Origin of the sequence: Polynucleobacter corsicus (assembly GCF_018688255.1) — a bacterium.
Lineage (GTDB): Bacteria > Pseudomonadota > Gammaproteobacteria > Burkholderiales > Burkholderiaceae > Polynucleobacter > Polynucleobacter corsicus.
Window position 1 is genome coordinate 1446921 of record NZ_CP061314.1, and the last position, 11770, is coordinate 1458690.

Genomic DNA, 11770 nt, shown 5'->3' on the forward strand with positions numbered 1-11770 from the left:
AGTTGGAATGTTGCACTGCATTTTGCGTATGGGAATGACTTTTCACATTGTGAAAAGAAGGAGATCTTCTAGATAGCCTTGGGAGTGCTGATGCTCGACACCTTAAATCCAGTCAAAATAATCATGAGCTGGAGAAGAGCCACGCCAATAAATAAGAGCTTTGGCAATCCCACATCCAAGAAGATTCCAAAGATCAGTGGGCTTAGGGCGGCGCCCAAATCAATACCTGAATACACAATACCGTACACCCTGCCCGATGAGCCGGAGGGTGTTGCAGAGCGAATCATCAAGTCACGGGATGGCGCCGCTATTCCCAAGCCAAGTCCAATCACAATGAAAGCCATGATGATTAATTCCACAGGCACTAAACCTGAAGCAATTAAAAGGCCCATGACGATGTTCACAGTGAAGCACATTGTAATAATGCGCTCAGGCACTTTTAATTTAGTGGCCAAGTAGCCGCCCAGTAACATTCCTCCTGCACCACCCAAAGACATGAGCGTTAAATAATAATTACCAGAGCTCACGGCAATATCGTAGATTTTAAAAAGCGCAGTTGGGGCAAAGGATTGCAAGCCGGTAGTGGCAGCCATGCTAAAGAAAAAGAAAATCCAGCAAAGCCAAACAACAGGCAGCTTCAGAAAAGCAAAAGTACTCATGGGTGCGCCACCGGGATTGTTCGCAAGATGAGTAGCCTCTGATTCATCCCGCCTTGCCTGCACATCATCTACTAAACGGGCCCGACTCACCCAGAGCGTCGCCAGAATCAGTACCTCTAGTACTGCGGCAGATAAAAACGCAATACGCCAATCTGCCATGGTGGTTATAGCCACCATGAATGCTGGAGCAGCAGCCCAGCCGATATAACCCGTTACGCCGTGAATGGAATAAGCGTAAGGCAAATTCGGCGGAGAAATTTTGTGATTAATCAGCGTGTAATCCACTGGATGGAAAACGCCATTTCCACATCCCGCAATTACCGCACCCAGCACCAACATGGCGTAACCATTACTTTGTGAGTAAGTGAGTGCAGCCAACCCTAGTAAGGCCACGCCAGCAAACAAGACAGGGCGAGAGCCAATACGGTCTACTAAAAATCCAGATGCCGCCTGAACAACACAAGAGACCACAAAGAAGATGGTCATCAGCAAGCCCAGCTCAGCATAGTTAAAACCGAACTCGGCTTTCAACCATGGGAACATGGGCGGCAGAATTAAATGAAAGAAATGGGAGCTACCGTGAGCCAGGCTAATGAGACCAACAACCCGGACATCACTAGCGCGCCTCATTTTTATGGCGTCAGTCATGTACTGAGTTTACTGGTACAGGCATATTCCTGCTGATTTGTTGATGGGTTACTTGCTAAAGCTGAAATCGCCGTTCTGATCAACGCCCACAGGAACAGTGTCCTTAGGGCCAAACTTACCTTCCAAGATCATCTTGGAAACTGGGTTCTCGATATATTGTTGAATTGCACGCTTGAGTGGCCTTGCTCCAAATACAGGATCAAAACCGACTTCCGCAATCTTGCTTAAAGCAGCATCGCTCACATCCATCTGCATATCGATCTTAGCCAAACGATCTGACAAGTTCTTGAGCAAGATCTTCGCGATATTGGCGATATTGCCTTTATCCAAACCATGGAAAACAACGATCTCATCAATCCGGTTTAAGAACTCAGGGCGGAAATGACCCTTTAGCTCTTCAAATACCGCCTCTTTAATCTCTAACTGCTTCTTACCGACCATGGACTGAATGAGATGTGAGCCAATATTGCTAGTCATCACAATCACGGTGTTCTTAAAGTCTACGGTACGACCTTGACCATCCGTTAGTCGGCCATCGTCCAATACTTGCAAGAGCACATTGAAGACATCCGGATGCGCTTTTTCAATCTCATCAAACAAGATAACGCTATATGGATGACGACGTACTTGCTCAGTGAGGTAACCACCCTCTTCGTAGCCTACATAGCCTGGAGGCGCACCGATTAAACGGGCAACGCTATGCTTCTCCATAAACTCGCTCATATCAATACGAATGAGGTGATCTTCACTATCAAATAAGAATCCAGCTAAAGCCTTACAAAGCTCAGTCTTACCAACGCCAGTAGGCCCCAAGAATAAGAATGAACCGTAAGGGCGATTCTCTTCAGAAAGACCTGCACGGGAGCGACGGATAGCATCAGATACCGCGCGAATAGCCTCTTCTTGGCCCACTACGCGTTGATGCAATAACTCTTCCATCTTGAGTAACTTATCGCGCTCACCCTGCATCATCTTCGATACTGGAATTCCTGTAGCGCGGGATACCACCTCGGCAATTTCTTCTGCGCCAACTTGGGTACGTAAGAGCTTATTCTTCACTACGCCATCTTTACTTCCTTTTGCCTCGGCTGCCGCAGCGGCCTTCAGCTTTGCCTCGAGCTCAGGTAATTTTCCGTATTGCAATTCCGCAACTTGCTCCAGCTTTCCCTCGCGCTGTAACTTATTGATATCAGCGCGGACTTTTTCGATCTCCTCTTTGAGATGAGCGGCGCCTAATACAGCACCTTTTTCCGCTTTCCAGATTTCCTCTAAATCAGCATACTCAGCACCCAAGCGCTTGATCTCATCTTCAATTAAGCCAAGACGTTTTTGCGAGGCCTCATCTTTTTCCTTCTTCACTGCTTCACGCTCAATCTTGAGTTGGATCAGACGACGCTCCAGCTTATCCATGACCTCTGGCTTGGAATCAATCTCCATCCGAATGCGTGAGCCAGCCTCATCAATCAGGTCGATGGCCTTATCTGGCAAGAAACGATCGGTGATATAGCGATGCGATAGCTCTGCTGCTGCCACGATGGCTGGGTCAGTGATCTCAATACCATGGTGCAGCTCATAACGCTCTTGTAAACCGCGCAAGATGGCAATAGTCGCCTCTACGCTAGGCTCCTCCACCATCACTTTTTGGAAGCGGCGCTCAAGTGCAGCATCCTTCTCGATGTATTTGCGGTATTCATCTAGAGTGGTTGCGCCGATGCAATGCAATTCACCACGTGCCAGAGCAGGTTTGAGCATATTGCCGGCATCCATTGCGCCATCACCCTTACCAGCGCCTACCATCGTATGAATCTCATCAATAAAGATGATCGTTTGGCCTTCGTCCTTGGCAACGTCACTGAGAACCGCCTTGAGTCGCTCCTCGAATTCACCACGGTACTTAGCACCCGCTAGCAACAAAGCCATATCCAATACGAGGACGCGCTTGTTCTTGAGGGTTTCAGGAACTTCTCCATTGACGATACGCTGGGCTAAACCCTCAACAATCGCAGTCTTACCAACACCTGGCTCACCAATAAGGACCGGGTTGTTCTTACCGCGACGTTGCAGAATCTGAATGGTGCGACGAATCTCATCATCACGACCAATCACAGGATCGAGCTTACCCATGCGAGCCCGCTCAGTTAAATCAATGGTGTATTTCTTTAGGGCCTCACGTTGACCTTCGGCATCTGCACTATTCACTGACTCTCCTCCGCGCACTAAATCAATAGCTGCTTCTAACGATTTACGATTTAAACCATTCTCACGAGCAATCTTGCCAAGCTCACCTTTATCATCGGCCACTACCAGCAAAAATAACTCACCAGCAATAAATTGATCATTACGCTTATTGGCTTCTTTTTCACATAAGTTGAGCCAATTACTTAAATCACGACCTACCTGAACCTCGCCACTAGTGCCCTGCACTTCTGGGAGATTGGCAATGAGTTTCTCAGTTGCCTTTTCAAGGCCAGGTACGTTGACGCCAGCGCGCGTCAATAAACTCTTGGCACCACCATCTGAGTCACGCAGCATTGCTAGTAGCAAATGGGCTGGCTCGATATATTGATTGTCTTTTGCCAAAGCAAGACTTTGCGCCTCACTGAGCGCCTCTTGAAACTTCGTAGTTAATTTATCTATCCTCATTTTTAAGTCCTATCTACTCTATCTATTTTTATATGTTTATATCTATAGAATATAGGGGTATTCTGCAGAATTTCAAGTCTGTTAGACCTCTTTTTAAGCGAATTAATCCCTATTTTGACCTGGCTTGTTTACCTCTTAGAGTGCTCTGATGGCAGCTATTACGCTGGCATTACAAACCGCCTAGAACATCGTTTAGCAGCTCATAATTCAGGGGAAGGCGCTCGTTATACGAGGGCTCGCAGACCAGTAATCCTTTTAGCAAGCCAAGAGCACCCAGATCGATCTGAGGCGTCTAAAGCTGAGGCTAGATTGAAGAAATTACCAAGATCAGAAAAGCTAGGGTTTTTTAAAGCTTAGGTTTTAAGTGGCGATTTAGGCAGTATCTTTGATCGCTAAAGGAATCACCTGATTCTTAAAGCTTCCAGCTAGCGCTTTTTTCAAGATCTTGTAAATATCGAGATCAAACTCAGCCTCTCCTGAATCAGCCAACTCATAGAGCTCTTCTTCGTTGATCGCCGTACCTAGATAACGCCAACGATCTACTACATGCATATGGCCCGCCTCTTTTACTGCCACTGGTCCAGGATATGGCCAAACTTGCACCTGAAATAATTCCAGGGCAGTTTTGAGTTGAAGATTATGTAAGTCGATAGGAGAACCACCAATACAGGCACCACCGCATTGCTTTACTTGATAACCAAAGCAAGCTTTATCTTCAATCCGCTTTTCCAGACCGAGCAGTGCCTCACAGAGGCGATATTTTTTCGCAATCGCTTTAAGGTAAGCGTTAGCCTCTCGCTTGCTATAGAACAATCCAAATAAGTTTTCCTGAATGCCGGGATCTAATTCGCGATGACCTACTAGATACGGAGTGAGTACACCATCCTCAGCAAGCTCCAATTTCCAGGCACAGAGATCCTTTGAGCGGCGCAATTTGATATTCATGCTGGGCATGCGTTCTTTAATGAGTCGCGATTCCAAAATTAGTGCACCCAACTCTCCGCTAGTCTCAATCCAATCGATATCCCGAACTTGCATCGACAGTTTCATTTCCTTGCGCTGGGTAAGCGCCCCCTGAAAATGACCCATCACCCTACTGCGTAGCGAAATACTTTTGCCGATATACAGTGGGATTTGATTTTCACCATAAAAAATGTAGCAGCCAGGTTTTTCTGGAATCGAGTCCACTAGTGCTTTATCAATATTGGGCGGTAAGCTCGGATTACCAATGAGTTGATTGACCGCCTTGAGAAGCGCTTCACGCCCGAGCTTTTCTTCACAAACTCGCCAGAACTGAAGTAACAAGTCAGCGTCACCCAATGCACGGTGCCGTGCGCTAATTTTGAGGCGGTGGGCAGCAATGATGGTGTCGAGATTGTGCCTTGCCTGATCGGGAAAGAGTAAACGGGAGAGCTTTACGGTACAAAGGACTTTAGGCTTAAAGTCGATGCCCACCCGCTTAAACGATGCCTTTAAAAATCCATAATCAAAACGAGCGTTGTGAGCTATAAAAATCTTGCCCTCGAGCTCGCGAGCGATCTCTGTAGCTAAGCCCTCAAAGGCAGGCTGTTGATTAACCATCTCAGGCCGAATGCCTGTCAAACTTTGAATGTTCTGTGGAATAAATGTCTGAGGATTAATCAGGCTTTCCCAAGTCTCCACCTGATCATGGATCAGCGATTTGATACCCACTTCGGTAATACGATCACGCTCGAAGTTTGAGCCCGTAGTCTCAATATCAACAAATGCTAATGGAGGATATTCATAGCCACTTGATGACATGAGAACTGAAAAGTTACTTTTTACCTTGATACTTGGCGATACTCGCTTTGAGGTCGCTGTATTCTTCGCAACCAAAGAGGCAGGCCTTATCAAGCCTTACCAACATCGCCTCTGCTCCAGGCAAGTCTTTCTTCATCAAAAGCAGCTCGCCGTAGTACTCCAAAGCTGATCTGTGGCTTGGATCGATCTTCAATGCTGCCTGGTAATACTTTTCAGATGCAGCCAAATCTGGCGGCTGCTTTTTGCGCAGACTATACCCCATAAGGTTGTTCCAGTCTGCAGAGTTAACTTCGTTTGCAGACTGCAATTGCTTCAATGCTTGCTCGTAATTATTGGATTTGATGCTGGCGCGGGCATCCGTTAGCCAAGCTGGGTCAGATTTAGTTGGGGCGCTATCAGCAGCCAAGGAAACTACCCATGGCGCTGTTGCCAGCAAAATAGATGCCAATAGTTTGCTAGCGAAATTCCATTTCAATACCTGCATCATAAAGATCCTTGTGGTTGCCCTGCTTTGTGTAAGTAGTCACCAAAACTAAAAATGGAGTTTGGTCCTAAAGGTACATCCTCCACCTTCTTAAATGGTGCCTTGATTACTCTCTGTACTTCGCCTTTGGAAGGCTTTTCAACCCTGAAGTCAGAATAAACAAAAGCCTGACGCTCGGGAGCAGTTTTAGCTTCGCTAAATCGCGGTACATAATCCTTGATGGCATCAGAGAGGTTCACATTGGCCATGCAGCTGAGCATATACGCCTCCAAAGACTGATAAAGCTCGCTAGCAATATCGCAAGCCTCAACTTTGCGCTTTTTAATGTAATTCATCGCCAGGACCACATCTTTGATAGTGATCATGCGGGGATCCTGCAACAGCGTGTAACCCCCATTGCGGCCCTTAGTACCCTTCACGATTCCCGCTGCACGCAATGCGCTGAGTAAGAGCTCTATTCTGCTTACTGATAATTTTTGGCGCTGCGCCAGCTCTAAGCCAGTAACTGGCTGAACACCGTTGGAATGAGATGCAATATCAACCAAGGTATTGAGGGCGGCTTTTACTGCTGTATTAACGTTCATGGTGGATTTAACAAATATGTTGAATTAGATAAAGTATCGGGTTGAATCCATATTTCTGCAGAGTGCCAAGCTTTAACCCTTTTGAACTTATGGTTGTAGTCAACCCAGGTAAGGCCGTAGCTCAGCGATCAGACTTTGAAATTGCTCACGCCTCAGAAACTGGCCAACCTCAACCCGCTGATCCGTCTGCTCAATAAAAAATACCTTTTGGTGTTCCTCTGGGTGCGACAGTCTGACCCAGTGAGTATTAAATTCAGTTACTGACTCTTTGTAAGCAATAAATTTCCTAACTAACAAGCGGGTACCACTGATTTCTATCTCCTCAAAATCTAAGGCATGTCGACAGTAAACCAAAAAACCGGCGGTGACCGCAGTCAACTCTATTGCAGTAAAGATGAGAATAATTTTTACGCCAACCAACAAAAAACCGGTGGCTACAGTTAAGGAAAGGCAAACCAGAGCGATATAAAACTTGAGCAATTGACTCGGAGTCAACGCGCAATTTCGCCTCATCTTCCAGATTTTCATTAACGGATGTAAGTCTTAGTAAAGCCTGCAGTCTAGTGCTTAGTAGATTGCGCTTGTTTAGCTTTTTCCAGCTGATCTGCACTACGCTGCTGAAAATCAACCATGGAGTGGTAACCCATTTGGTAGCAAGGACAATGTTTACCCAAAATCCAGCGTGCGAGCTTAACCCGTAATTTTTGAATCATGTTTAATCTCCTGTGAATACCTCCTATTTTGGACGAAATTCAGGATTACTGCTGAACACAGTGCCATTTCGACTGCTCAGCAAACTAAACGTAAATCCTTTAAATTAAATGCATGACAACATCCTCTTTGACAACCCGCTGGATCCCACTTTTTCCCTTGGGCACCACCCTCTTTCCAGGCGGCGTAATTGCCCTCAAAATCTTTGAAGCGCGCTACCTAGATATGATGAAGCGTTGCCTACGCGAAGATACGCCTTTTGGGGTGATCAGCATTCTCGATAACAAGCCAATTGAATCAAATGCTGACGCAGTTGCTAACTTTTCAAATATTGGCACCTTAGCAAAATTAGAAGAATTTGATGCGATTCAGCCTGCGCTTTACATGACTAAGTCTTATGGAACGCAACGCTTCAAGGTGCTAAACATCAAACAAGAGGCTGATGGCCTCTGGATGGGTCAAGTTGAGCTGATCGATGCCGACCCAGAGATACCACTAGCAAAAGAACATGAAAAGGTAGCCGCGCTTTTGAATGAGATTATTTCCGTTATCAAAAGCGAAGATTTACTGGGTGAAGATGCATTCAAAATGCCGATGAACCAAGATGACTGTGGCTGGGTATCCAACCGACTAGCTGAGCTCTTACCACTCCCCCCGGCTCAGAAGAACCACTTACTTGCTCAAAGCAATCCCAGAATCCGACTCGATTTAATTTCAGAAATCATTGAGGATGATGGCTTAAGCAATATCGTGATTCATTAACAAGATGATTGAGGAACAGATTCGTCGGTCAATTCGAGAGATGGTGGGTGGTGGTGGCCCGCCTGTCGCATTTCTGGAACCTGCGGGAGATAGAGGCTTGTTTGGCCCGGAGTCCATCGCCTGGAAGGTACATGCAGATTTCATTTCCATGATGATCGGTGGCATAAGCTCGCTAGTACTGCAAGCTCTTCATCCAAAAGCGCTCGCTGGAGTATGGGATCACTCCAGCTTCAGGCAAGACCTTAAAGGCAGATTAGGAAGAACAGCGTTCTTCATTGCCGCAACCACCTACGGCTCGCAGGACATGGCGGATAAGGCCATCAATCGCGTTAATCAAATTCATCAAAAGGTCACTGGGTTTGATGAATTCAATCAACCTTATAGAGCAGACGATCCCGAACTACTCGCATGGGTTCACCTAACAGAAACTCGCAGTTTTATGTGCTCTTATGAGTCATACCGAAGTGAAGCTTTGAGCACAAGGCAAAAAGACCAGTACTTTACAGAAATGAAAATGCTCGGGGAAAGATTGGGAGCGATCGATCTACCCAACACCTATGCTGGTACGGAGCAAGCTATCAGGCAATATATCCCCCAACTTCACTACGGGGAGAGAGCCAAAAGTATTATTCAGATGCTAGATAACTTTCCTAGCGCGCTCAGCGCCAAACCTTTCGTAAGAATGATCAGTCGAGCGGGCTTTCTGAACTTACCTGATTGGGCATATCCGATTATTCAACGACCTCAGCCTAGCCGGCTAGAGCGACTGGCCGTGCTATCTGCTATTCGACTGATGGCAATTCCTGTAAGGGAAGCGCTGAAAGATGGGGTAGCGGCTCACTCGCTCCGCAGAGTGTACGGGTCAACTAAATAAGAGGGTCCTGGGACTCAGGTTTAGGATTTGTAGATTCAGAGTCAGTAGACTGGATTTTTGCTGACATCAGCGGTGGCGCACTCATTTTCTCGCCATCCCATACTTGGCCACACCAACATTCTCCTGCTTCATTAATAATGCAAACCCCTGAGCCGCAGCAACGTTTATCGGGTGCTTTCATAATCAACCTTTTAGTTCTAAACAATTCATAATGCAGTCTATTCTAGGGTTTTTATTGAAATAAGGTGCAACCCTAGCTTTATTGGTAAAAAATGCAAAGCCCCCTATTCGACCACCCAGAATCGTCCGACCCAATCTGCCTATTGGAAAGGGATGGTCGGGCTGAATACTTCAGTCATTTTTACAAAGCAGATGAATCTGATCATTTTTTTGAGAGCCTGCTGCACTCCCTCATTTGGAAAACAGATCAGATTAATATGTTTGGTAAGTTAGTAACAACCGCGAGAAAAGTTGCCTGGGTTGGAGATCCCGAATGCCGTTATACCTACTCGGGTATCGAAAAAATACCGCAGGGCTGGACTAAGGAGTTACTTCAAATCAAGCATCAACTTGAAGCGGTGACTGGCTATACCTATAACTCTTGCTTACTCAATCTGTATCACAATGGTGATGAAGGTATGGGTTGGCATAGTGATAATGAAAAAGAGTTGGATAGTACAAGCCCTATCGCATCAATCAGCCTGGGTGCTCGACGTAAATTTGCGTTTCGTCACAAGCAGGATAAAACAACCGTGTCAGTATTTCTTGAGCACGGTAGCCTTCTCATCATGCACGCCCCTGTTCAAAATTTCTGGAATCACAGCCTTCTCAAAACCAAGACAGTCACGAGTCCTCGAATCAATCTTACCTTTCGCAAAATACTCCCCAAGATATGAGTAGTTCTAAAACAATCAATAAAATCGCAGTCATTGGTGCAGGAATTGCAGGCCTTACTTGCGCGAGAGAACTTCAGTCACACGGTATATCCGTAGATGTGTTTGAAAAGAGTCGAGGTCCTAGCGGGCGTATGAGTACGCGTCGCACACAAGACTGGTCTGCTGATCATGGTGCCCAGTACTTTACTGCCAGAGATGCTCGTTTTATTGAGGCAGTACAGAGCTGGATACAAAACGGCACTACTGCCATCTGGAAGCCCAAACTCAAAGTTTACGAAGCCAAGACATGGTGTGAAAGTCAGTCACAAGATATTCGCTATGTTGGCACCCCTCATATGAATTCACTAGGCAAACATCTTGCCGAAGACCTCTCCGCTCAGTATGAGAAAACCATCTCCAAGCTGGAGCGAATGGATGGCAAGTGGCATTTGCAGTGTAGTGAAGCCAATGAAATTTCAACGCTCTACGATGTTGTCGTGTTAGCTATACCCGCTCCTCAGGCAAGTGCTCTACTTAAGGATCTTGACAGTAGAGCCGCTGATATCGCTGACTCGGCGCAGATGAAGGCCTGCTGGACCATGATGGCAAATTTTCCGCATCAGCTCAATGTAGATTTTGATGCAGCATTTATTAACCAAGAAATCATTAGCTGGATTTGTCAAAACGGATCAAAGCCAATGCGTCAGGGAAGTATGTGGACTATCCATGGCAGCCCAAACTGGAGCCAAGAAAATGTTGAGTTAAGCAAAGAGGATGCTCAAGATCACATGGTGCAATGCCTGACAGCCCTGGGTTTTAATTGTGAGGATGCCGATATCAGTATGCACCGCTGGCGCTATGCCAGTGGAGGCCTAGAAAATAGTGTTGGATTTTTATCACTGCCTAATATTGGCTTAGGGCTTTGTGGAGACTGGCTCAATGGCGGAAGAGTCGAGGGTGCCTGGCTCAGCGGCTTTAATCTAGCTTTAGCACTCAAGCAGATATAAAACTAAGTTAATTCCAGCGCGCCATTGCAGTATCGTCAGTCACGCGGGCATCTACCCATTTGCTACCTTGTGGTGTTTCTTCTTTTTTCCAAAATGGTGCCGCTGTTTTGAGGTAGTCCATGATGAACTCACAAGCAGCAAATGCTTCACCTCTGTGAGCACTAGTGACCGCCACTAGAACAATTTGATCTTCAGGTAGAAGTGGCCCTACTCGATGGATGACTAGCGTCTTATACAGATCCCAACGGCCTCTAGCTTGCGTGATGATTTCTTCTAGGGATTTTTCTGTCATACCGGGGTAGTGCTCCAGAGTCATACCTCGAACTTGACTGCCGTCGTTCATATCCCGGACGGTGCCCAAAAAAGTCACCACTGCACCCACTCGGGGATCATCCTTGCGCAGAGCCTTCACCTCGGTTGTCAGATCAAAATCAGCCTTTTGAATGTGGATGAAATCCTTCTGCATCTTAGCCGCCAGTAACCGGGGGAAAGAAAGCTACCTCAGCCCCCTCCACCAGCGCAGTAGAGTCACTAACCATCTCTTGATTTAAGGCGCAACGAATCACTTTGCCGCTTGCCAATACTTCAGCCCAAGGATTACCTCGCTGAACAAGGTGGCCTCTTAAGTCAGCAATGGTTTTTACTTCTGGTGGAGCTGCAATACTCTCGCCAGAAAGTCCAAGGCCCTCTCTTAAGGAAGCAAAGAATCGTAATTCGAGTTTCATATCAGAATCGTAATAC

The 11770-nt window shown here is 46.4% G+C and carries 15 protein-coding genes; 5 read left to right on the top strand and 10 right to left on the bottom strand.

What is annotated here, in order from left to right:
• Positions 1-68 precede the first annotated feature (68 nt).
• Positions 69-1307 carry an MFS transporter gene (locus C2747_RS07485; RefSeq protein ID WP_215330965.1) on the bottom strand — a complete coding sequence of 413 codons (1239 nt, stop codon included), beginning with the start codon at positions 1305-1307 and terminating at the stop codon, positions 69-71.
• Positions 1308-1355: 48 nt separating this feature from the next.
• Positions 1356-3950 carry an ATP-dependent chaperone ClpB gene (gene clpB / locus C2747_RS07490; protein WP_215330966.1) on the bottom strand — a complete coding sequence of 865 codons (2595 nt, stop codon included), beginning with the start codon at positions 3948-3950 and terminating at the stop codon, positions 1356-1358.
• 114 nt (positions 3951-4064) lie between these two features.
• Here clpB and C2747_RS07495 point away from each other — a divergent pair, with 114 nt between their 5' ends.
• Positions 4065-4307 (top strand): GIY-YIG nuclease family protein, encoded by a 243-nt coding sequence (locus tag C2747_RS07495; protein ID WP_215330967.1) that lies wholly within the window; start codon positions 4065-4067, stop codon positions 4305-4307.
• Positions 4308-4322: 15 nt separating this feature from the next.
• Here C2747_RS07495 and C2747_RS07500 read toward each other — a convergent pair whose 3' ends face one another.
• The 5 genes from C2747_RS07500 to C2747_RS07520 form a co-directional block, all read right to left on the bottom strand.
• A complete protein-coding gene (locus C2747_RS07500; RefSeq protein WP_215330968.1) occupies positions 4323-5732 on the bottom strand; it encodes a 3'-5' exonuclease family protein in 1410 nt (469 codons plus the stop codon).
• 13 nt (positions 5733-5745) lie between these two features.
• The gene (locus tag C2747_RS07505) at positions 5746-6216 is read right to left on the bottom strand and encodes a tetratricopeptide repeat protein (RefSeq protein WP_215330969.1); all 471 of its coding nucleotides are present in this window, start codon (positions 6214-6216) and stop codon (positions 5746-5748) included.
• On the bottom strand, positions 6216-6800 hold the full coding sequence (locus C2747_RS07510) for an RrF2 family transcriptional regulator (RefSeq protein ID WP_215330970.1): 585 nt from the start codon (positions 6798-6800) through the stop codon (positions 6216-6218). The genes C2747_RS07505 and C2747_RS07510 overlap by 1 nt, the downstream gene beginning before the upstream one ends.
• A 99-nt stretch (positions 6801-6899) precedes the next feature.
• Positions 6900-7328 carry a DUF2244 domain-containing protein gene (locus C2747_RS07515; protein WP_215330971.1) on the bottom strand — a complete coding sequence of 143 codons (429 nt, stop codon included), beginning with the start codon at positions 7326-7328 and terminating at the stop codon, positions 6900-6902.
• A gap of 32 nt (positions 7329-7360) precedes the next feature.
• Positions 7361-7513 (bottom strand): hypothetical protein, encoded by a 153-nt coding sequence (locus C2747_RS07520; protein WP_215304710.1) that lies wholly within the window; start codon positions 7511-7513, stop codon positions 7361-7363.
• 112 nt (positions 7514-7625) lie between these two features.
• Here C2747_RS07520 and C2747_RS07525 point away from each other — a divergent pair, with 112 nt between their 5' ends.
• Complete coding sequence (locus C2747_RS07525) at positions 7626-8273, top strand: LON peptidase substrate-binding domain-containing protein (protein ID WP_215330972.1); 648 nt, start codon at positions 7626-7628, stop codon at positions 8271-8273.
• Positions 8274-8370: 97 nt separating this feature from the next.
• The gene (locus tag C2747_RS07530) at positions 8371-9147 is read left to right on the top strand and encodes an oxygenase MpaB family protein (RefSeq protein WP_251374734.1); all 777 of its coding nucleotides are present in this window, start codon (positions 8371-8373) and stop codon (positions 9145-9147) included.
• On the opposite strand, the gene C2747_RS07535 is transcribed toward C2747_RS07530, so the two are convergent.
• A complete protein-coding gene (locus tag C2747_RS07535; RefSeq protein ID WP_215330974.1) occupies positions 9140-9328 on the bottom strand; it encodes a hypothetical protein in 189 nt (62 codons plus the stop codon). The genes C2747_RS07530 and C2747_RS07535 overlap by 8 nt on opposite strands.
• Before the next feature lie 91 nt (positions 9329-9419).
• Here C2747_RS07535 and C2747_RS07540 point away from each other — a divergent pair, with 91 nt between their 5' ends.
• Together C2747_RS07540 and C2747_RS07545 are read left to right on the top strand one after the other, a co-directional pair.
• On the top strand, positions 9420-10043 hold the full coding sequence (locus C2747_RS07540) for an alpha-ketoglutarate-dependent dioxygenase AlkB family protein (RefSeq protein WP_215330975.1): 624 nt from the start codon (positions 9420-9422) through the stop codon (positions 10041-10043).
• Positions 10040-11029, top strand: a complete 990-nt coding sequence (locus tag C2747_RS07545) for an NAD(P)/FAD-dependent oxidoreductase (RefSeq protein WP_215330976.1) — start codon at positions 10040-10042, stop codon at positions 11027-11029. Before C2747_RS07540 ends, C2747_RS07545 begins: the two co-directional genes overlap by 4 nt.
• 7 nt (positions 11030-11036) lie before the next feature.
• Here the strand turns inward: C2747_RS07545 and moaE are convergent, their stop codons facing one another.
• Positions 11037-11495: a molybdopterin synthase catalytic subunit MoaE gene (gene moaE / locus C2747_RS07550; protein ID WP_215330977.1), complete on the bottom strand. Its 459-nt coding sequence runs from the start codon at positions 11493-11495 to the stop codon at positions 11037-11039.
• Position 11496: 1 nt separating this feature from the next.
• The gene (moaD, locus tag C2747_RS07555; RefSeq protein ID WP_215330978.1) at positions 11497-11754 is read right to left on the bottom strand and encodes a molybdopterin converting factor subunit 1; all 258 of its coding nucleotides are present in this window, start codon (positions 11752-11754) and stop codon (positions 11497-11499) included.
• Positions 11755-11770 lie beyond the last annotated feature (16 nt).